This is a genomic window from Jiella sonneratiae (genome assembly GCF_017353515.1).
Classification (GTDB): domain Bacteria; phylum Pseudomonadota; class Alphaproteobacteria; order Rhizobiales; family Rhizobiaceae; genus Jiella; species Jiella sonneratiae.
In genome coordinates this window covers 452,567-473,233 of sequence record NZ_JAFMPY010000001.1, presented here as the reverse complement: position 1 = coordinate 473,233, position 20,667 = coordinate 452,567, and the positions used below count along the sequence as shown (strand labels likewise).

Here is a 20,667-nt window from a genome sequence, read left to right as displayed (position 1 = left end):
CTTCAGCGGAAGCCGCTTTCTCGGCAGGCGTGGAGTCGCTTCGAATAGGGCCGACGGACGGCGACGCATGAACGACCCGGACCCGTTCCCCTCGGCCGATGCGACGGTGAGCGAGACGCCGCCACGGCCGTTCTTGCGGCAGCAGCTTTCTCGCCGCCCTTGCCGCCAGCCCCCAAATTGCGCCAGTGAGGGCGCAAACCGGCCGGGCCGGACGATAGCGCTTGCTGGGGCTTGCCATGCAGACCGAAGAGACATCCGCACGCGACGACATGGCCGCCGCCTTCGTCGGCCGTGTCGAAAGCCGCGAGGCGAAGGTCGGGATCGTCGGTCTCGGCTATGTCGGCCTGCCGCTGCTCCTCGCCTTCCACGCGGCCGGCTTTCGCACCTTCGGTTTCGACATCGATCCGGCGAAGATCGAGAAGCTCCAGGGCGGGAAGAGCTACATCCACCACATCGCCGAAAAGCGCATCGCGGCGCTCGTCGGCTCCGGCCGCACGGTGCTGACCACGGACTATTCGCGGATCGCCGAGGTCGACGCGATGCTGATCTGCGTGCCGACGCCGCTGACGCGCTACCGCGATCCCGACATGAGCTTCGTCGTCGCGACCGCCGAGGCGATCGCCCCGCATCTGCGGGCCGGCCAGCTGGTGACGCTGGAATCCACCACCTATCCGATGACCAGCGAGGACCTGCTCGCGGCGATTCTCGAACAGGGCTCCGGCCTTCAGGCCGGCCGCGACTTCGCCATCGCCTATTCGCCGGAGCGCGAGGATCCAGGCAATCCGGATTTCGACACCAACAGCATTCCCAAGGTGGTCGGGGCCGACACGGCGGCCGCCGGCGACATGGCCGAAGCGCTCTATGCGACGGTGACGGCGCGGGTGGTGCGCGTCGCCTCGATGCGCACGGCGGAGGCGGTGAAGCTGACGGAGAACGTGTTCCGCGCCGTGAACATCGCCCTCGTCAACGAGCTGAAGGTGATCTTCGACCAGATGGGCATCGACGTCTTCGACGTCATCGACGCGGCCAAGACCAAGCCCTTCGGCTTCATGCCCTTCTATCCGGGGCCCGGAATCGGCGGCCACTGCATCCCCGTCGACCCGTTCTACCTCACCTGGAAGGCGCGGGAATTCGGCATCCACACCCGCTTCATCGAGCTCGCCGGCGAGATCAATTCCGGCATGCCGCAATGGGTCGTCGGCCGGCTGGTTTCGGCGCTCTCCGACCGTCTCGGCAAGCCGATCCGCGGCGCCCGCGTCCTCGTCGTCGGCCTCGCCTACAAGAAGAACGTCGACGACGTGCGCGAGAGCCCGTCGCTCGTCCTGATGGAGATGCTGGAGGAGCGCGGCGCGCTGGTCGACTATTACGATCCCTTCGTGCCGGTGATGCGGCGCACGCGCAAACACGGCGAATTCGAGGGCAGGGCCTCCATCGGCTGGAGCCCGGAGGCGCTCGCGGGCTACGACGCGGCGCTGATCGCCACCGACCATGACGGCATCGACCTTGCGACCCTGGTGAAGAGCGTGCCGCTCGTCGTCGACAGCCGCGGCGCGTCGCGGGCGCTCTCGCCGGAGCTGCAGGCCCGCGTCGTCAGGGCGTGACCGGCGGCCTTTGCGGCGCGGCGGGAAAAGCTTTCGTCAGAACCACCGCTCGCGGACATAGACCGTGTCGCCGGGCATCAGCGGGTCCGAGGGCAGGGCCCGACCGGTGACGATGCGGCCGCTGTTCTGGCGGGTGACGTCGGCATTTTCCTGCTCGGCGCGCGGCGTGAAGCCGCCGGCGATCGCCACCGCGTTCTGCACCGTCATGCCGGGGACGTAGTTGTACTGGCCGCCGTTCGTCACTTCCCCCATGATGAAGAACGGCCGGTACTGGTCGACCTCCACCGTCACGTCGGGCTTGACGAGATAGCCGTCGGCGAGGCGCTGGGTGATCTCCGCCTGCACCTGTTCGGGCGAGCGGCCGCGCGCCGGAACGTCGCCGACCAGCGGGAAGGCGACGAAGCCCGCCTTGTCCACGGTATAGGTGTTGGTCAGCCCGTCCTCGCCGAAGACGATGATCTTCAGCCGGTCGCCGCTGTCGAGACGATAGGGCTGCGCGAGGCTCTGATGAAAGGCGTCCGGCGCCGGCCGGTACGACGCACAGGCCGGAAGCAGGGTCAGGGCCGAAAGGGCGAGGATCGCCAGCCGAAGTTTCATGGTGCTCTAGCCCGGTGAATTGCCGCCGAAACGCGACCGCATGGGCAGATTATGAATTCATTAGGGTTAACCGCCGGTAAACCGCAGGCGGCGGATGTCGATCGGGCAGCAACTTAACCTCGCGGTTACGGCCGAGGGGGCATTGTTTCGGGCAACCTGAAGCGCTTGTCCGGAGTTCGCGTCGAGGGTCGTCGGTCCGTATCGCGCCGCGCCGCTGAGCCAAGCAGCGCCTGCCTTGCGGCCGCGCTCCGAATTCTCCGGACGAGCTTGCCGGAGACGTGCGATGACCATCGAGCAGCCCCACAATGCGGGATTTGCCTGGGACGGCAAGGGCCGGACCGGCCTCCGCCACCCGCCCGAGGCCGCCGGCCGCGAGGCGCCTGCCGACGAGCGCGCGCCGGCCGAGGCCGCGTCCGGCGAGGCGGGCGAGCAGATCGCCACCGCCAGCGAACTCGTCGCGGCCCTCCAGGCGACCGAAATCGTCCGCATCGTCGTCCTGTCGACGCATCGCGAACTCGGCAGCTTCGGCGGCCTCGAACTGGCGCGGCGCCTCTCGGCCGCCGGCAAGGCGACCGTGCTCATCGACCTTACGCCGGACGGCTGGCTCGCCGGGCGCATGGGCCTTGCCGCCGACGCCCTCGGCTATGCCGACCTTCTGGCCGGCGGGGCGGGGCTCGCCGACATCATCTATCGCGACCACCACACCGCGACGCATTTCGTCCCCTCGGGCGGCTTCGAATTCGAGCGGGCCGACGAAACGACGCTCGGCCATCTCGCCCATGTCCTTGCCGCTTTCGACGAAGCCTACGACTACGCCGTGGTCGAGGCGGACGCCCTCGACATTCCCGAACTCCCGGCGATCCTCGACGGCAACAGCGCCGTCGTCATCGCCGGACTGCCGCATGTCGACGACCGGATGATCGACGTCGCCGACGATCTGCGGATGATCGGCATCGACGACATCGTCTTCATGCCGCTGATCCGCCGCCAGCCGGGAGCCTGACGGCGGGGATGCCGCGGCGTCAGCGCTTCGGCCCGGTCTCCATCCAGCGGATCAGGAACATCGCCGGCACGACCCAGAGGATGCCGGTGAAGAAGAAGTAGACGAGGTGGATCCAGCCGCTCGCCTCGGCGAGATGCAGCGAGGCATAGGCGGTGGCGAGGACGGCATAGACGACGACGAGCAGGATCATCAGGATCGTGCCGATGAACTTCTTCAGCCTGACGGGCATCCGTCCTCCCTGCCAAGCGCAGCCGGATGCGCGCCGGGCCCCTCACGGCCTTGCGGGCCCCGCGGCCGTCCCGGCGTTCTTGATCGGGCCGCGCTTTGGGTGCAAAGCGCTCTTCATGAGCAGCCTTGCCTATCGTCTCGAACGTCAGCCCGCAACCACGGCGGCGGCCCGCAACCGCCGCGCCGTGCGGCTCTGGCTCTACGCCGTCGCGCTCGTCGTCTTCGCCCTCGTCCTCGTCGGCGGGGCGACGCGCCTCACCGAATCCGGCCTCTCCATCACCGAATGGAAGCCGATCCACGGGGTCGTTCCGCCGCTCTCCGCCGCCGAGTGGCAGGAGGAATTCGAGCTCTACAAGCGCATTCCGCAATACGAGCAGATGAACCGCGGCATGTCGCTCGACGGCTTCAAGACGATCTACTGGTGGGAGTGGAGCCACCGGCTGCTCGCCCGCGGCGTCGGCTTCGTCTTCGCTTTGCCGCTCGCCTTCTTCTGGCTGACCGGGCGGCTCGAGCCGTTCCTGAAGCCGCGGCTTCTCGGGCTGCTGTGCCTCGGCGGCCTGCAGGGGGCCGTCGGCTGGTGGATGGTCGCCTCAGGCCTTTCCGAGCGGACCGAGGTCAGCCAGTACCGCCTCGCCACCCATCTCACCATCGCCTGCGTGATCTTCGCCGCAACGCTCTGGGTGGCGCGCGGGCTGACGCCGCGCGACGCGGCGGCAAGGCCGGCGCCGGCCGCCTCGCGCCGGCTTTCCGTCGCCATCGTGGTCATGGCGCTCTGCCAGATCTATCTCGGCGGCCTCGTCGCCGGGCTCCGGGCCGGTCTGATCTACAACACCTGGCCGCTGATCGACGGGGCGATCGTGCCGTCCGGACTCTTCTCGATGGAGCCTCTTTGGCGGAACTTCTTCGAGAACGTCCTGACGGTGCAGTTCATGCATCGCTGCGGCGCCTATCTCCTCCTCGGGGCGACGCTCGTTCACGCCCTCGCGCTGTGGCGCATGGTTCCCGCGACGCGCCATGCCGGGGGGGCCGGTCTGCTGTTTCTCGTCGTCCTCGCCCAGGCGGCGATCGGCATCACCACGCTTCTGATGGTGGTGCCGCTCGATCTGGCGCTGATGCACCAGGCCGGCGGGCTGATCGTGCTCGCGGCGACGGTCGTCCACGCACGGAGCTTGTGGGGAAGCTACCCGGCCGTTTCCGCCGCCGCCTAGGCTGCGGTTTTTCCTTGAGCCGAAGGCGTTTGCGTGCTGCGAGATGCTCGGCGTCACCCGGCTGAAAATTCGCGGTTCGCAAGCTGGAATCGGACGGCGCAATCCGCCGCGGCGTCGTCCTCGGGACAAGCCCGAGGATGACGCATTTCCGACGGGCCGGGCTCCATTCTCATCCGCCACGGATGCCCTTCGGCGTCGGCTGCCACATGCGTCAGCCGACATATCGGCACCGTGTCGAAACATGGCAGATGAGGCGCATCGCCCCTCAATCGTAGTCGACGACGCCTTCGAGCGCGTAGTGCTTCACCGACTTCCGGTTGGCGATCAGCGTCTCGACGCTGGGCTCGCCCTTCATGGCCCGTGCGATGGCGAGCTTCGTCGCCTCGTAGTTGGTGCGGTAGAGATCTTTCTGGTCGAGCTCGGCATGGTCGGCGCAGCGCGGGTCGAGCCAGATCATGACGATCATGCAGATCTCGTCGGCGCTTTCCTTCGGCAGCGTCCCGTCGATCAGGCAGTCGACGATGGCGTCGCCGGTCGCCGCCTGCACGACGCCGCCGAGGAGTTCCACATAGGCGAGCGATTCGATCGTCGCCTTGGTCGTCATCATCGTCGCCGGCCGGACCATCTGGTTGATGTCGCGGACGACGAACATGCGGGTGTGGCCCTGGACCTGTCCCATCATCGCGGCGAAGGCCTGGCCGACCGGGCCCCTGACCGAGCCGATCAGGACCTCCGGCATCGCATCGGTGAATTGCCCTTCGGCTGCGAGCACCGTCGCCTCGCCGGTGCGGAACCAGATCTCGTTCATTGTCCGTCGTCCTTGTTGCGCGAATCTCTCGCTTCAGCCGGCCTTCGATGCGCCGGTTGCCGGCCGCGCGCAATCGCCTTCGTGCCTCTGCGGAGCGGTGCGCGGTCCCGCCGCCGGGGCGCCGGATCACGGCGCGCTGCACGAAGCTTTGATCGACAGCCGCGCTCTTCGGCCGGCGCGCCTCCTTTCATCCGGCGACCGGTGAGCTAGCCTTCCGGGCCAGGCCGCAAACTTGCCGCCGCAAACATTCCGAAGGAGGGACCCCCATGACGACGCTCGCCAGGCTTTCCGTCGCCACCGCTTCGCTTTCGGCGATTCTCGCCGTCGGCGCCACGGCACCCGCCGCGGCGGGCGAAGCCGTTACCTATCAGGCGGCGGGCGCCGATTACGAGGGCTATTACGCGCCGGCCGAGGGGGAGGCGAAGGGCCTCGTCCTCGTCATCCACGACTGGGATGGCCTCACCGACTACGAGAAGAAGCGTGCCGACATGCTGGCAGGCCTCGGCTACGACGCCTTCGCGCTCGATCTCTTCGGCAAAGGCAACCGGCCCGAGACGACGGATGCCAAGAAGGCCGAGACTGGCAAGCTCTACAAGGATCGCGAGGCGATGCTGACCCGGGTCGAGGCGGGGCTCGAGGAGGCGCGCAAGGAAAGCGGCAAGGAGGCGGCGGCGGTGATCGGCTACTGCTTCGGCGGCGCCGGCGTCCTCGAACTCGCCCGCTCCGGCAAGGCGAAGGACGTCGCCGGCTACGCCACCTTCCACGGCACGCTGGCGACTCCCGACGGCCAGAGCTATCCGGAAGGCACCGCGCCGATCCTGATCGCCCAGGGCGGCGGCGACACCTCGGTGCCGCCGAGCGAGGCCTATTCGTTGGTCAAGACCCTCGAGGACGAGAAGATCCCTTACGAACTCGAGGTCTATTCCGGCGCGCCGCACGCCTTCACGGTCTTCGACTCCAAGAGCTACCGCAAGGTCGCCGACGAGGAATCGTGGAACGCGCTTCAGGGGTTTCTGGGGCGGTATCTCGGCAAGCAGAGCTGAGGGCAGGGCCCTCAGCTCTCGAGGATGATGGGGCTGACCGCGGCCGTTTTGGACGCTCGTTCGATTCGGGACCCCGGCTCGTCGGGTATCTTCGGTGAATGAAGGCCGGGCTTGGCGGTCGCGGCGCTTTCGAGGCGGGGCGGTCCGTACCCGGGGCCCCCACGTCCCGCCCTCCCTCACGGAAACAGCGGCAGCTGCTCGATCCCGGTCGTCTCGTCGATGCCGAAGGCGAGGTTGAAGTTCTGCACCGCCTGACCGGCGGAGCCCTTCACCAGATTGTCGAGCGTCGAGATGACGATCGCCCGGCCGGGAATGCGGTCCGGCACGACGTTGACGACGACGTAGTTCGAGCCGCGCACCATCTGGGTCTGCGGCAGGACTCCCTCGTCGGCGACGGTGACGAAGGGCTCGTCGCGATAGGCCTCGACGAGCGCCTGCCTGAGGTCGGCAGGCTTCGCGCCGCCGGAAAGCCTGACGTAGCTGGTGCAGAGTTCGCCCCGGCTCATCGGGATGAGATGCGGGGTGAAATTGACGCGAAGATCGGCGATGCCGGCGGCGAGCCCGACCTCCTGCTCGATTTCGGCCATGTGCCGGTGCTTGCCGACCGAATAGGGCGACAGTCCTTCGCCCGCCTCGCAGAACAGGGTGTTCTCCTTCAGGCCCCGCCCGGCGCCGGAAACGCCCGACTTGGCGTCGATGACGATGTCCTCGGCGTCGATCAGCCGGGCCCTGGCGAGCGGGACGAGCGACAGCAGCACCGCCGTCGGGTAACAGCCAGGGCAGGCGATCAGCCGCGCATCCCGGATCTGATCGCGATAGACCTCGGTGAGGCCGTAGACGGCTTCCGGCTGGATGTCCGTCGCCGTGTGCTCGACGCCGTACCAGTCCTGATAGACCGCCGGATCGCGCAACCGGAAATCCGCCGACATGTCGATGATCTTCACGGCCGGAAAGGCGCCGAAGATCTCCCGCGTGATCTTGTGGGTCGTGCCGTGCGGCAGGCCGCAGAAGACCGCGTCCACCGAGCCCCAGTCGGCCTCCTCGACGGTGACGAGGTCCGGCAGGGCGATATGGGCGAAGTGCCGGAACACCGCGCGCATCGGCTTGCCGGCATGGCTGTTCGCCGTCAGCACCGCGATCTCCATGTTCGGGTGCCGGGCGGCGAGGCGCACGAGGTCGGCGCCGGTGTAGCCGCTGGCGCCGAGGACGCCGATCCTGATCTTTTCGGCCATGGCCATCTCCATCGCTACGGCGCCGTCTGGTGAACATCCTGCGCCCGAGTGTCGCGGCGGGGTTTAACGCATTTCGCTGCCGCGTCCAGTCGGCGCGTCTGCCGCCCCCGCTTCGATATGCGCGGCGGGTCCGCCCGGCCTTATGAAAACCGGTCGTGGCCCGGCGAGCCCCGGCGGCTGGCGCGGCCGCGCGCCGGCGGGGGGCGGCGGGAAATCCGACTCCGCCGCGCTTGACTCGGGGCGGGAATTTCATAGAACAAAAGTGGAACATGAAGCCCGTCCCGGAGTCCAGGCAAGGTGTCGTGCAGAGCTGCCATAGAGTCATTGCGCGCCCGGATCGATACGATCCAGAGCGGCCGCAGGCGCACCCGATCGGCGCTTGCCTTCGGCCTCGCCGCGCTCGACGACCGGCTGCCGGAAGGCGGGCTCCAGCGCGGCGTGCTGCACGAGATCGCCGGCGGCGGCCGGGGCGGCGGCGACGGGCCTGCCGCCGCGCTCTTCGCCGCGGGGATCGCCGCGCGCACCAGAGGCAAGGTGCTGTGGTGCCTCTCGCGGCCGGATCTCTTCGCCCCGGCGCTCGCCCAGGTCGGTCTCGCGCCCGACCGGGTGATCTATGTCGAGGCCCGCGACGAGAAGACCGTCCTCGCCGCGATGGAGGAGGGTCTCGCCCATGGCGGGCCGGCGGTGGTGGTCGGCGAGGTGGCGCGCTTGTCGATGACCGCCTCGCGGCGCCTGAATCTTGCGGCGGAGAAGACCGGCTGCCTCGGCGTCTGCCTGCGGCGCTGGTCGCGGCCGAACGATGCCGGCGAATTCGGCCGGCCGACGGCTGCCGCCACGCGGTGGCGGATCTCGGCCCTTGCCGCGGCGCCGCTGCCGGTTCCCGGCGTCGGCCGGGCCCGGTGGCGGGTGGAACTGGTGCGCTCCCGTGGCGGCGGGACCTTCGATCTCGAACTGGAGGCCTGCGATGAGACGGGTCGTCTCGCTGTTCTTTCCGAGCTTTCCGACCGATCGGCTGCGCCGCCTGCGGCACGCCCGAAGCGCCGGGCAAGCGCCTGACGGCATGGATGCCGGGGCCGCCGACCTGCCGCTCGTCCTGTTCGGGCGCGAGAAGAACCGCCGCGTGGTGACGGCGGCGGACGCCGCGGCGCGGGCCGGAGGCCTGCGCGTCGGCATGGCCGCGGCGCGTGCGACGGCTGCGGTCGCAAGGCTCGAAGCCGAAGAGCACGATCCGGCAGCCGACGCCGAAGCGCTCGTCCGGCTCGCCGTCTGGATCCTCGAACGGTTCTCGCCGATCGTCGCCGTCGACGGGACGGACGGGATCGTCCTCGATTCCACCGGCGCGGACCATCTTCACGGCGGCGAGGCGGCGATGCTGCAGACGCTCGTCCGGCGTCTTTCAACCGCCGGCATCGCCGCGCGCGCCGCCGTCGCCGACAGCTGGGGCGCCGCCCATGCGCTGGCCCGCCACGGCGCCGACCCCGTTTTCGTCGCGCCGCCGCGGCACGGGCCCGCGATCCTCGACGCGCTGCCCGTCGAGGCGCTGCGCCTTCCCGCCGACACCGTGGAGGGCCTGCGCGATCTCGGCTTTTTAACCGTCGGTGAGCTTCTCGCCGCGCCGCGGGCGCCGCTGGCGCTGCGTTTCGGCGCCGGGCTCACCCGACGCCTCGACCAGGCGGCCGGCCGGCGCTCGGAGCCGATCGAGCCCCTGCGTCCGCAGGAGACGCTCGTCGCGGAGCGCAATTTCGGCGAGCCGATCGGCGCGGCCGAGACGATCGCCCGCTACATCGGCAAGCTGGTCGTCTGTCTCTGCGCCGAACTCGAGGAAGGCGGCCTCGGCGTGCGCCGGCTCGATCTCATCTGCCGCCGGGTGGACGACCGGGTCGAGGCGGTGCGCGTCTCGACCGCCCGTCCGGTGCGCGACGTCGCCCGGCTGACCCGGCTCCTCTGCGACAGGATCGAGACGATCGCCCCGGGCTTCGGCATCGAGAAGATGACCCTCGTCGCGACGCTCGCCGAGCCGCTCGAGCCCGGCCAGAAGCTCGCTTCGCTGACCGAGGAGATCCTTCCCGACGTCGCCAGCCTCGTCGACGTCATCGCCAACCGGGTGGGCGAGGGCCGGCTCTATCGCCTCGCCCCGGTCGAGAGCGACGTGCCGGAACGCTCGGTGAAGCGCATTCCGCCGCTCGCTCCGGAGACCGGCACGAACTGGCGGCGCGACTGGCCGCGGCCTGTCCGGCTGCTCCGCCGTCCCGAGCCGATCGAGACGCTGGCGCTGCTCCCGGACCATCCGCCGGCCTCCTTCACCTGGCGGGGCGTGCGGCGCCGGGTGCGGGCGGCAGACGGTCCGGAGCGGATCTTCGGCGAATGGTGGAAGCGCGATGCGGAGCTTGCCGCCGTGCGCGACTATTTCCAGGTCGAAGCCGAGGACGGCGAGCGCTTCTGGATCTTCCGCGCCGGCGACGGCGAGGATCTTTCCACCGGCTCGCAGCACTGGTTCCTGCACGGTCTGTTCGCGTGAGCGGGCCGGCGCGCATGCTCCGCCCGGCTGGCGCCGGCCCGGCCTATGCCGAGCTGCAGGTGACCAGCCATTTCAGCTTCCTGCGCGGGGCGTCGTCGCCGGAGGAGCTGTTTGCCACCGCGGCGGCGATGGGCATCGCGGCGCTCGGCATCGCCGACCGCAATTCCCTCGCCGGCATGGTGCGCGCCCACGAGGCGGCGAAGGCGACCGGCGTGCGGCTTCTGGTCGGCTGCCGGCTCGACCTTGTGGACAGCCTCTCAGTCCTTGTCTATCCGACGGAGCTTTCCGCCTATTCGCGGCTCTGCCGCCTGCTGTCGCTCGGCAAGAGCCGGGCCGGCAAGGGCAAGTGCCATCTCGAATGGGCCGATCTCGAAAGCCGTCAAGAAGGGTTGGTCGCCGTGCTGCTTCCGGGCGCCGCCGACGCGGACTGCCGGCGCCAGGCAGAGCGGCTGGCGGGCGCCTTCGGCGACCGGGCCTATCTGGCGCTCACCCTCTCGCGCCGGCCGGGGGACCGGCTGCGCCTCCACGAACTGGCGGATCTCGCCGCAAGGGCCGGCATCGCCCCGGTGGTCACCAACGACGTCCTCTTCCACGAGCCCGGCCGGCGCGTGCTGCAGGACGTCGTCACCGCCATTCGCCACAACGTCACCATCGACGAACTGGGCTTTCGCCGCGAGCGCCATGCCGACCGGCACCTGAAGCCGCCCGAGGAGATGCACCGGCTGTTTTCGCAGCATCCCGAGGCGCTCGCCCGGACCCTCGAGATCGCCGGGCGCTGCCGCTTCTCGATGCAGGAAATCGCCTATCAGTATCCCGAAGAGCGCGACGATCCGGCGCTGACGCCGCAGCAGACCCTGGAAAAGCTCACCTGGGAGGGGGCGGAAAGGCGGTTTCCGCAAGGCGTGCCGGAGCGCGTCGCGGCGAGCCTGAAACACGAACTCACCCTGATCGCGAAGCTGAACTATGCCCCCTATTTCCTGACGGTGAATTCCATCGTCCGCTTCGCCAGGTCCAAGGACATCCTCTGCCAGGGCCGCGGCTCGGCCGCCAACTCCGCCGTCTGCTTCGTCCTCGGCATCACCGCCATCGATCCGTCGCGCTGCGACCTTCTCTTCGAGCGCTTCGTCTCGGAGGAGCGCCGCGAGCCGCCGGACATCGACGTCGATTTCGAGCACGAGCGGCGCGAGATCGTCATCCAGTGGATCTTCGACACCTATGGCCGCGACCGGGCGGCCTTGTGTTCCACCGTCATCCGCTACCGCACCAAGGGGGCGCTGCGCGACGTCGGCAAGGCGCTGGGCCTGCCGGAAGACCTGATTTCGCAGATCTCCGGCCAGGTCTGGGGCTGGTCGGAGGGGCCGGTCGACCCCGGCCAGCTGAAGGAACTGAACCTCAACCTCGCCGACCGGCGGCTGAAGCTGGCGCTCGACCTCGCCGCAGAATTACGCGGCTTTCCGCGCCATCTCTCCCAGCATCCGGGCGGCTTCGTCCTGACCAACGACCGGCTCGACGACCTCGTGCCGATCGAGCCGGCGGCGATGGACGGGCGACAGGTGATCGAATGGGACAAGGACGACATCGACGTCCTGAAGTTCATGAAGGTCGACGTTCTGGCGCTGGGGATGCTCTCCTGCATGAAGCGCGGCCTCGATCTTCTGAAGGCGCACAAGCGCCTCGACCTCGATCTTGCGACCATCCCGGCCGAGGATCCCGCGACCTATGCGATGATCCGCAGGGCCGACACGCTCGGCACCTTCCAGATCGAATCCAGAGCCCAGATGTCGATGCTGCCGCGCCTCAAGCCGACCACCTATTACGACCTCGTCATCCAGGTGGCGATCGTCAGGCCCGGCCCGATCCAGGGCGACATGGTGCATCCCTATCTGCGGCGCCGCGAGGGCAAGGAGAAGGTCGACTATCCGAAACCCGAGCTCGAAAAGGTGCTCGGCAAGACCCTGGGCGTTCCGCTGTTCCAGGAACAGGCGATGCGCGTCGCCATCGAATGCGCCGGCTTCACCCCCGGCGAGGCCGACCAGCTCAGAAAGTCCATGGCGACCTTCAAGTTCAGCGGCGGCGTCTCGGCCTTCCGCGACAAGCTGGTCGCCGGAATGACCCAAAACGGCTACCAGAAGGACTTCGCCGAGCGCACCTTCCGCCAGCTCGAGGGCTTCGGCTCCTATGGGTTTCCGGAGAGCCATGCCGCCTCCTTCGCTCTCGTCGCCTATGCCTCGGCCTGGCTGAAATGCTGGCATCCGGACGTCTTCTGCGCGGCGCTGCTCAACGCCCAGCCGATGGGTTTCTACGCCCCCGCCCAGATCGTCCGCGACGCGCGGGAACATGGCGTCGAGATCCGGTCCGTCTCGGTCAACCATTCGCGCTGGGATTCGACGCTGGAACCTGCGGAGACGTCGAAGCCGTCGAACGGCCATCTCGCCGTCCGGCTCGGCCTGCGCATGGTCAAAGGCCTCGCCAACAAGGACGCGGCGGCGATCGTCGCGGCAAGGGGGGAGGCGGCATTCTCCTGTGTCGAGGATCTCTGGCAAAGGGCGGGCGTGCCGGTCGCAGCGCTCACCCGCCTCGCCGAGGCCGATGCCTTCCGCCCGGCCGTGGGGCTCGGCCGGCGCGAGGCGCTGTGGGCGATCAGGGGGCTGCGGGACGAGCCGCTGCCGCTCTTTGCCGCCGCCGCGGCGGGAAGCCGGGAGGCCGAAGCAGCGGGCGCCGGAGAAACGGGAGCCGGAAGCGGGGCGGGCGGCCGCGTCCATATGCCGGAACTGATCGAGCCGCAGGTGACGCTCCGCCAGATGGCGGCAGGCGGCGAGGTGGTCGGCGACTACCGCCATGTCGGCCTGTCGCTGCGCGCCCATCCGGTGTCGTTCGTGAGGCCCGACCTGTCGCGGCGCCGTGCGGTTCCCTGCGCCGAGGCGATGGCCGCGCGCGACGGGCGCTGGCTGGAGGCGGCCGGGCTCGTCCTGGTGCGCCAGCGGCCCGGCAGCGCCAAGGGCGTCATGTTCATCACCATGGAGGACGAGAGCGGCATCGCCAATCTCGTCGTCTGGCCGAAGATCTTCGAAAAGTTCCGCAGCACCGTGCTGACGGCGTCGATGCTCCTGGCCCACGGCCGCATCCAGCGCGAGGGCGAGGTGGTGCATCTCGTCGTCTACAGGCTGACGGATCTCTCCCTCTGGCTCGCCGGGATCGGCGAGCGCGAGGCGCCGTTTCCGCTGCCGCACGGGCGGGGCGACGAGTTCCATCACGGCCCGCCGACACAAGATCCCCGCGACCTGCCGCCGCGCGGCATGCGGGCGAGGGACATGTACATTCCCGACCTTCACCTCGACACGATCAGGGTGAAGGCCCGGAACTTCCGGTAGCGATGCCGGCGGCTACGCTCAGCGCCCGAGGGCGGCGGCGAGAGCCTCGACGATGCGGTCCTGCGTCGCCTCGTCGAGATAGGCATGCATCGGCAGGCTGAGGACGTCGCGCGACAGCGCGTCGGAGACTTTCAGCTCGCCGCCCTCGACCGGGAAGTGCCGATAGGCGGTCTGCCGGTGCAGCGGCTTCGGATAGTAGATCGCCGTGGGCACCCCGGCCTCGCGCAGGCTTGTCTGGACGCCCGCCCGGTCGGTGCCCTCCGGCAGGCGGACGGTATACTGCGCCCAGGTCGAGACCGCGTCGCGCAGCAGCGCCTGCGGCGCGACGAGGCCCGACAGGCTTTCGCCGTAGCGGGCGGCGATGCGGCTGCGGGCGGCGATCTCGCCGGGAAAGATCGCCAGCTTCTCCAGGAGGATCGCCGCCTGGATCGTGTCCATTCGGCCGTTCATGCCGACGCGGACGTTGTCGTATTTGTCTTCGAGGTTCTGGCCGTGGACGCGCAGCGAGGTCATCACCTCGGCAAGCTCTTTGTCGTTGGTCTGCACCGCGCCGCCGTCGCCGTAGCAGCCGAGCGGCTTGGCCGGAAAGAAGCTGGTCGAGACGACGTCGGCCCAGTGGCTGGCCTGCCGGCCGTCGATGGTGCCGCCATAGCCCTGCGCGGCGTCGGCGATGAGCTTCAGGCCGACGGCGTCGGCGAGACTGCGGATCGCCGGATAGTCGGCGGGCTGGCCGAAGAGATCGACGGCGATGATCACCCGCGGCGTCAGCCGGCCCTCGGCCTTCACCGCGGCGATCGCCCGTTCGAGGCTGGCGGGATCCATGTTGAAGGTCGACGCGTCGACGTCGACGAACACCGGCACCGCGCCGAGCCAGGCGACGACCTCGGCGGTCGCGGCGAAGGTGAAGCTCGGGCAGAACACCGCGTCGCCCGGCCGGATGTCCCAGGCCATCAGCGGCAGCGCCAGGGCGTCGGTGCCCGAGGCGCAGGACAGCGTGTGTTCCATGCCGCAGAAGCGCGAGAGTTCGGCTTCCAGCTCGCGGATCTCCGGTCCCATGATGAAGGCGCCGTGGTCGAGCACGGCGGCGATGCGGCGGTCCACCTTGTCGCGGATCCGGTCGCGCTGGGTCTGGAGATCGATGAAGGGGATCGGCTGCATGCTGGAACGCCTCTGGAATCGCGCGAATCGCTGACGGACGGCTAAGCCGTCAGGTGAGCGAAATTGTGCCGGTGCGCCATTCAAGTTTGGTATCGCCGGCTTAACGTGGTGATCGCGCGCGCCGGGTGACACGCGCCCCTTCGGCAATGTCATGCCGCCCGCCGGCCCTCCTGCGCGCCGGCGGGTCAGCCGGCCTTGCGGTCTGAGAGATTGCCGAGGAGATACATCGCGACCGCCGAGCCGGCGATGGCGGTCACGTCGGCATGGTCGTAGGCGGGCGCCACCTCGACGACGTCGGCCCCGACGAGTTCGAGATTCTTCAGGTGCCGCAGGACGGCGAGCATTTTCGCGCTCGACGGTCCGCCGGCGACCGGCGTCCCCGTGCCCGGCGCGAAGGCCGGGTCGAGGCAGTCGATGTCGAAGGTGAGATAGACGTTGCCGCCGCCGGTGCGTTCGTAGATGCGCGCCGCGATCTCGGCGCTCGTCGTCTCCTCGATCTCGGCGCCCGTGACGATCTCGATGCCGCAGGTCCGAGGCGCGTGGGTGCGGATGCCGATCTGGATCGAAGTGGCAGAATCGATCAGCCCGTCTGCCGCCGCCTGAAGGACGAAGGAGCCGTGATCGACCCGTGCGCAACCGTCCGCGGCCGTCGCCACCGGCCAGGTGTCCTGATGGGCGTCGAACTGGACGAGCGAGAGCCGGCCGTGCCGTTCGGCATGGGCCTGAAGCAGGGGATAGGTGATCGAATGGTCGCCGCCGAGGCTGAGGAGGAAGCCAGTCTCCGCGAGGATGGCGGCGGCCTGCGCCCGGATCGCGGCATGCGCCGTCTCGGGCAGCCGGTAGTCGAGCAGGCAGTCGCCGTAGTCGACCACCGCGAGGGTCTCGAACAGGTCGCGGCCGAAGGGATATTGCGGATCGTTGTCGAAGATCGCCGAGGCCCGCCGCAGCGCCTGCGGGCCGAACCGCGCGCCCGGCCGGTTCGACACCGCGCTGTCGAAGGGTATGCCCCAGACCGTCACGTCCGAACCGGAAACCTTTTTGGTCAGCCGCCGCCGCATGAAGGAGAGGGCGCCGGCATAGGTCGGGTCGGAGGCGGCGCCGTGGCTGGCCTCGGCCGTGAAAGCATGGTCGATCGATTTGCCGGACATGGCTCAGCCCTCTTCCGTCTCTTCCGCGTCGTCGCAGCTAGGCTGCGGTGACGATTTGACTATCTGATCCAGATGGCGACGGCGGCGAGTTTGACGAAGCCGAGGTAGTTGGCGAGCAATTTGTCGTATCGTGTTGCGACAGGACGGAACTGCTTCAGCTTGTTGAAGAAGCGCTCGACGATTTTTCGCTCCTTATAGAGGTCTTTGTCGTCGTCGCGCGGCGTCTTGCGGCAACGGCGCGGCGGGATGACGGCCTCACCTCCCTTGTCCACGATGGCTTCGGCCAGGCTGTCAGCGTCGTAGCCCTTGTCGGCGACGGTCTTGTCGGCTGCGATTCCCTCGATCAGCTCTTTGGCCCGGGCCATGTCGTTTTTCTGATCCGGCCCGGCGATCAACCGCACGGCCTGCCCGAGCGCGTCGGTCGCAACATGCAGTTAGGTGGTCAGGGCGCCGCGTGAACGACCAAGACCCTGAAACCCGCAGGGGAATCGCATTTGAGAACTTGAAGTGGCGTTTGGGTGTTGCATGGATCCGGATGTCGGCTGGCTCTGAGAGGAGAAAGCCGATAGCCTTGCTGAAACCGCCGCCACGGCTTGAACGGGGCGGCGATTTATGGTCTTGAGCGCGCACCCGCCGGCAGGCCCGACGCCGTTTGCGCTCGGCCATGCGTCGACGAGCGCTCTTCTGCGCCGCGTCCGCAAGCCAGCGAAACGCGTTTCGGCCTGCGAGTTTCGCGCGGCCGCACAGATCCTGAAAGATTCCGAGAGATCAGATGAAGATCAACGGCAACGAAATCCGCCCCGGCAACGTGATCGAGCACAATGGCGGCCTCTGGGTCGCGGTCAAGACCGCCCACGTCAAGCCCGGCAAGGGCGGCGCCTTCGCCCAGGTGGAACTGAAGAACCTGATCGACGGCACCAAGCTGAACGAGCGCTTCCGCGCCGCCGAGACGGTCGAGCGCGTGCGCCTCGAACAGAAGGACTACCAGTTCCTCTATGCCGAGGGCGAGATGCTGGTGTTCATGGATTCGGAGACCTTCGAGCAGCTCGAGCTCCAGAAGGATTTCGTCGGCGAACGCGCCGCCTTCCTGCAGGACGGCATGACGGTCACCGTCGAGAGCTACGAGGAGCGGCCGATCGGCATCCAGCTGCCCGACCAGGTGGTGCTGCAGATCGTCGAGGCCGACCCGGTGGTGAAGGGCCAGACCGCCGCCTCGTCCTACAAGCCGGCGGTGATGGAGAACGGCGTGCGCGTCATGGTGCCGCCCTTCATCGAGGCGGGCGAGAAGATCCTCGTCGACACCAACGAAATCACCTATCTGCGCCGCGCCGACTGAGGCGGCGGCAGCGGCGACGCGAAGGCCCGGGCGATCCGGGCCGCCTCGCCCGCGACAACATCTGAAAGGTCGAAATGGCCCGTTCCGCGCTGCTCAACGTCATGACGCAGGCCGCCATGAAGGCCGGCCGCTCGCTCGTCCGCGACTTCGGCGAGGTCCAGAACCTGCAGGTCTCGGTGAAGGGGCCGGCGGATTTCGTCTCCAACGCCGACACGAGGTCGGAGGAGATCGTCTTCAAGGAACTCTCCCGCGTCAGGCCCGACTGGGGCTTCCTGATGGAGGAGCGCGGGGCGATCGAGGGCCGGGACCCGCAGCACCGCTGGATCGTCGATCCTCTGGACGGCACCACCAACTTCCTGCACGGCATTCCGAACTTCGCCGTCTCGATCGCGCTCGAGCGCGACGGGCAGATCGTCGCGGGCGTGGTGTTCAACCCGGCGCAGGACGAACTCTTCGTCGCCGAGAAGGGCGGCGGCGCCTTCGTCAACGATCGCCGCATCCGCGTCTCGGCGCGCACGCGGCTTCCCGAGGCGCTGTTCGGCACCGGCGCGCCGTTCCTCGGCCGCGGCGACCATGCCGGCTTTCTCTACGAGTTCCGCGAGGTGATTTCCGAGACCGCCGGGATCCGGCGCATGGGCGCAGCCTCCCTCGACCTCGCCTATGTCGCGGCCGGCCGCTTCGACGGTTTCTGGGAAAAGGCGCTGAAGCCCTGGGACGTCGCGGCCGGTTCGATCCTGGTGCGCGAGGCCGGCGGCTTCGTCACCGACATGGCGGGCGGCAAGTTCGACCACGTCGTCGGCGACATCGCCTGCGGCAACGAACAGCTCCACAAGGCACTCGTCGGGCTGATCGGCGATGCGACGCGCAAGCGCGCGGCGGCGGCGCGGGCGGGCGCCGGGACCGCTGCTGCCGCCAAGTGACGCCGACGGTGCGTTCGCTGCCCGTCGCGACGGTTCATTTCGGTCGCTGACGTTTCCATTGCGGGCGATCTTCTTTATGGTCGCGGGCGTTGGATCGAGGCATCGCCGGTCAGAACCGTCCGCCGGAAGCAGCGCCGCGCCATTGGCAGGGCCCGTTTGCCGTGCGAAGACTGAATTGTTCCGACGGGCCAAAGCGTTGAGTGAATCTTGAAGATGCAGGTGTTCGAGGCGCCGACCGAAAAGACGGGACGACCGGCCGACTTCGATCCGAACCGGCTGTCGAGCCCGCTCGTCTTCCTCTGGTCGATGCTGGTGTTCCTGGCGCTGGCGGGATTCGTCGCGGCGATCCTCGGCCGGCAGATCTCGACGGCCTTCACCACCAATCCGGGGCTGAACGGCCTGATCGTCGGCGTGCTCGGCGTCGGCATCCTGCTTGCCCTCGTCCAGGTGATCCGCCTGTCGCGCGAGGTGCGGTGGGTCAACGCCTATCGCGACGGTTCGTCGGATTTCGAGCGGCTGCGCGATCCGGTGCTGCTGGCGCCGATGCGCGCCCTGATCGGCCGGCGGCGGTCGATCTCGCTGTCGACCATGTCGATGCGCTCGATGCTCGATTCGATCGCCACCCGCCTCGACGAGACCCGCGACATCTCGCGCTACCTCATCGGCCTCCTGGTGTTTCTCGGCCTGCTCGGCACCTTCTGGGGCCTTCTGCGCACCATCGGCTCGATCGGCGCGACCATCCAGGGCCTCGATCCGGCGGCCGGCGACACCAACTCGATCCTCAATTCCCTGAAAGCCGGCCTCTCGGCGCCGCTTTCCGGCATGGGCACGGCGTTCTCCTCCTCGCTCTTCGGCCTGTCGGGCTCGCTGATCCTCGGCTTCCTCGACCTGCAGCTCGGCCGGGCGCAGAACCGCTTCTACACCGAGCTCGAGAACTGGCTGTCGTCGATCACCGACGTCGGCTCCGACATGGTGCTGCCGGCGGCGCCAAGCGGGGCCCGCGACGGCACAGAGGAACTGCGCCAGCTCTCCGACCGGCTCAACAAGATGATCAGCGACCAGAACGCCAGCCCGCGCACCAGCGCCGCCATGGCCAATCTCGCCGAGAGCATCCAAGGCCTCGTCCAGCACATGCGCTCCGAGCAGCAGCTGCTGCGCGACTTCGTCGAGAGCCAGGCCGACGACCAGCGGCAGATGCGGGCGGTGCTCGACCGGCTGGCCGGCCAGATCGGCCGCGAAAAGCCGTTCCTCGCCAGCCAGAGCGACGGCCCTGGCAAGGCGCGCACCGGCACCGACCAGGAGGGCTGACGCGCGATGGCTCTCGCCCGGAACCGACGCAGCGAACGCAGCATCGACTACTGGCCGGGCTTCGTCGACGCGCTTTCGACCCTCTTGCTCGCCATCATGTTCCTGCTCTCGGTCTTCGTGCTGGCGCAGTTCCTGCTCAGCCGCGAGATCACCGGCAAGGACGCCGTGCTCGACCGGCTGAACAGCCAGATCAACGAACTGACCCAGCTTCTCGCCCTCGAGCGGTCTTCGAGCCAGGACTATCAGGATCAGGTGGCGACCCTGCAGGCCTCGCTCGCCAACGCCGAGGAGGAACGCTCGCGCCTGCAGCAGGCACTGGACACCGGCAGCGGCTCGGCCGCCACCGCCAACGCCCAGGTCGACGCGTTGAAGGGCGCCCTCGACGACGAGAAGGACATCTCGCAGCGCGCCCGCTCGCAGATCGAACTCCTCAACCAGCAGCTTTCGGCGCTTCGCCAGCAGATCGCCGCGCTGGAGGATGCGCTGCAGGCCTCCGAAAGCCGCGACAAGCAGAGCCAGACCAAGATCGCCGACCTCGGCCGCCGGCTCAACGTCGCGCTGGCGCAGCGGGTCCAGGAGCTGTCGCGCTACCGGTCGGACTTCTTCGGCCGGCTGAGGGAGATCCTCTCCGACCGCGAGAACATCCGCGTCGTCGGCGACCGCTTCGTGTTCCAGTCGGAGGTGCTGTTTCCCTCCGGTTCCGACGTGCTGCAGCCCGAGGGCAGCGCGGAGATGGCCAAGCTCGCCGACGCCATCAAGGAACTCGTCAAGGAGATCCCGACCGACATCAACTGGATCATCCGGGTCGACGGGCACACCGACAGCGTTCCCGTCACCAGCAACCGCTTCAAGGACAATTGGGACCTCTCGACCGCCCGCGCCGACGCCGTGGTGCGCTTCCTCATCGAACAGGGCGTGCCGCCTAATCGGCTCGCCGCCACGGGCTTCGGCGAGTTCCAGCCGCTGGAAGAGGGCGATACGCCCGAGGCGCGGGCCCGCAATCGCCGCATCGAGTTCAAGCTGACCGAACGGTAGGGCGCCCGGCCTTCCGAAAGTATTCGTCACGCCGCCCGCCACCCGCCGTCGCGCGGCGCCGGGCCTGTTGACGATGTCCAAATTTGACGACAGCATGGTTGACGCAAGGGGAGAAACCCCGACGAACGGCGCCGCCAGATGCGCCAGGGAGGA

At 68.7% G+C, this 20,667-nt stretch carries 18 protein-coding genes; 11 read left to right on the top strand and 7 right to left on the bottom strand.

All coding sequences use genetic code 11. From position 1 onward, the window contains the following. Positions 1-236 precede the first annotated feature (236 nt). A complete protein-coding gene (locus J1C47_RS02095) occupies positions 237-1,601 on the top strand; it encodes a nucleotide sugar dehydrogenase (protein ID WP_245396290.1) in 1,365 nt (454 codons plus the stop codon). A 36-nt stretch (positions 1,602-1,637) separates the two neighbouring features. On the opposite strand, the gene J1C47_RS02090 is transcribed toward J1C47_RS02095, so the two are convergent. After that, the gene (locus J1C47_RS02090) at positions 1,638-2,198 is read right to left on the bottom strand and encodes a polysaccharide biosynthesis/export family protein (RefSeq protein WP_207349053.1); all 561 of its coding nucleotides are present in this window, start codon (positions 2,196-2,198) and stop codon (positions 1,638-1,640) included. Positions 2,199-2,481: 283 nt separating this feature from the next. Between J1C47_RS02090 and J1C47_RS02085 the strand changes: the two genes are divergently transcribed. After that, on the top strand, positions 2,482-3,201 hold the full coding sequence (locus J1C47_RS02085) for a hypothetical protein (protein ID WP_207349052.1): 720 nt from the start codon (positions 2,482-2,484) through the stop codon (positions 3,199-3,201). Between the two features lie 19 nt (positions 3,202-3,220). Here J1C47_RS02085 and J1C47_RS02080 read toward each other — a convergent pair whose 3' ends face one another. Then, complete coding sequence (locus J1C47_RS02080) at positions 3,221-3,430, bottom strand: DUF2842 domain-containing protein (protein WP_207349051.1); 210 nt, start codon at positions 3,428-3,430, stop codon at positions 3,221-3,223. A gap of 115 nt (positions 3,431-3,545) precedes the next feature. Here J1C47_RS02080 and J1C47_RS02075 point away from each other — a divergent pair, with 115 nt between their 5' ends. Further along, positions 3,546-4,637 carry a COX15/CtaA family protein gene (locus J1C47_RS02075; RefSeq protein WP_207349050.1) on the top strand — a complete coding sequence of 364 codons (1,092 nt, stop codon included), beginning with the start codon at positions 3,546-3,548 and terminating at the stop codon, positions 4,635-4,637. Positions 4,638-4,902: 265 nt separating this feature from the next. Here J1C47_RS02075 and fae read toward each other — a convergent pair whose 3' ends face one another. Next, positions 4,903-5,445 (bottom strand): formaldehyde-activating enzyme, encoded by a 543-nt coding sequence (gene fae, locus J1C47_RS02070; protein ID WP_207349049.1) that lies wholly within the window; start codon positions 5,443-5,445, stop codon positions 4,903-4,905. Between the two features lie 266 nt (positions 5,446-5,711). On the opposite strand from fae, the gene J1C47_RS02065 reads away from it, so the two are divergent. Further along, positions 5,712-6,488, top strand: coding sequence for a dienelactone hydrolase family protein (locus J1C47_RS02065; RefSeq protein WP_207349048.1), 777 nt, complete (start codon positions 5,712-5,714; stop codon positions 6,486-6,488). Between the two features lie 176 nt (positions 6,489-6,664). Here the strand turns inward: J1C47_RS02065 and argC are convergent, their stop codons facing one another. Then, entirely contained in the window at positions 6,665-7,720 is a 1,056-nt protein-coding gene (argC, locus tag J1C47_RS02060; RefSeq protein ID WP_207349047.1) for an N-acetyl-gamma-glutamyl-phosphate reductase, read from the bottom strand. A gap of 324 nt (positions 7,721-8,044) precedes the next feature. Between argC and J1C47_RS02055 the strand changes: the two genes are divergently transcribed. From J1C47_RS02055 to J1C47_RS02045, 3 genes are read left to right on the top strand one after another with little or no spacing between them, the layout of a single operon-like run. Then, positions 8,045-8,776 (top strand): ImuA family protein, encoded by a 732-nt coding sequence (locus J1C47_RS02055; protein ID WP_210382202.1) that lies wholly within the window; start codon positions 8,045-8,047, stop codon positions 8,774-8,776. Continuing rightward, positions 8,685-10,238: a Y-family DNA polymerase gene (locus tag J1C47_RS02050; RefSeq protein WP_207349045.1), complete on the top strand. Its 1,554-nt coding sequence runs from the start codon at positions 8,685-8,687 to the stop codon at positions 10,236-10,238. The genes J1C47_RS02055 and J1C47_RS02050 overlap by 92 nt, the downstream gene beginning before the upstream one ends. 14 nt (positions 10,239-10,252) lie before the next feature. After that, on the top strand, positions 10,253-13,609 hold the full coding sequence (locus J1C47_RS02045; RefSeq protein ID WP_207349044.1) for an error-prone DNA polymerase: 3,357 nt from the start codon (positions 10,253-10,255) through the stop codon (positions 13,607-13,609). 18 nt (positions 13,610-13,627) lie between these two features. Here the strand turns inward: J1C47_RS02045 and J1C47_RS02040 are convergent, their stop codons facing one another. The 3 genes from J1C47_RS02040 to J1C47_RS02030 all read right to left on the bottom strand — a co-directional run bounded on the left by J1C47_RS02040 (position 13,628) and on the right by J1C47_RS02030 (position 16,349). Next, positions 13,628-14,767 (bottom strand): DegT/DnrJ/EryC1/StrS family aminotransferase, encoded by a 1,140-nt coding sequence (locus J1C47_RS02040; RefSeq protein ID WP_207349043.1) that lies wholly within the window; start codon positions 14,765-14,767, stop codon positions 13,628-13,630. Between the two features lie 185 nt (positions 14,768-14,952). Further along, positions 14,953-15,915 carry an agmatinase gene (speB, locus tag J1C47_RS02035; RefSeq protein ID WP_207349042.1) on the bottom strand — a complete coding sequence of 321 codons (963 nt, stop codon included), beginning with the start codon at positions 15,913-15,915 and terminating at the stop codon, positions 14,953-14,955. 59 nt (positions 15,916-15,974) lie between these two features. After that, positions 15,975-16,349: an IS5 family transposase gene (locus J1C47_RS02030; RefSeq protein WP_425354529.1), complete on the bottom strand. Its 375-nt coding sequence runs from the start codon at positions 16,347-16,349 to the stop codon at positions 15,975-15,977. Positions 16,350-16,687: 338 nt separating this feature from the next. On the opposite strand from J1C47_RS02030, the gene efp reads away from it, so the two are divergent. The 4 genes from efp to J1C47_RS02010 all read left to right on the top strand — a co-directional run bounded on the left by efp (position 16,688) and on the right by J1C47_RS02010 (position 20,514). After that, positions 16,688-17,251, top strand: coding sequence for an elongation factor P (gene efp, locus J1C47_RS02025; RefSeq protein ID WP_207349040.1), 564 nt, complete (start codon positions 16,688-16,690; stop codon positions 17,249-17,251). Between the two features lie 74 nt (positions 17,252-17,325). Beyond that, positions 17,326-18,171 (top strand): inositol monophosphatase family protein, encoded by an 846-nt coding sequence (locus J1C47_RS02020; RefSeq protein ID WP_207349039.1) that lies wholly within the window; start codon positions 17,326-17,328, stop codon positions 18,169-18,171. A 213-nt stretch (positions 18,172-18,384) separates the two neighbouring features. After that, a complete protein-coding gene (locus J1C47_RS02015) occupies positions 18,385-19,479 on the top strand; it encodes a MotA/TolQ/ExbB proton channel family protein (protein WP_207349038.1) in 1,095 nt (364 codons plus the stop codon). A 6-nt stretch (positions 19,480-19,485) separates the two neighbouring features. After that, positions 19,486-20,514: a peptidoglycan -binding protein gene (locus tag J1C47_RS02010; RefSeq protein WP_207349037.1), complete on the top strand. Its 1,029-nt coding sequence runs from the start codon at positions 19,486-19,488 to the stop codon at positions 20,512-20,514. Positions 20,515-20,667: the final 153 nt, after the last annotated feature.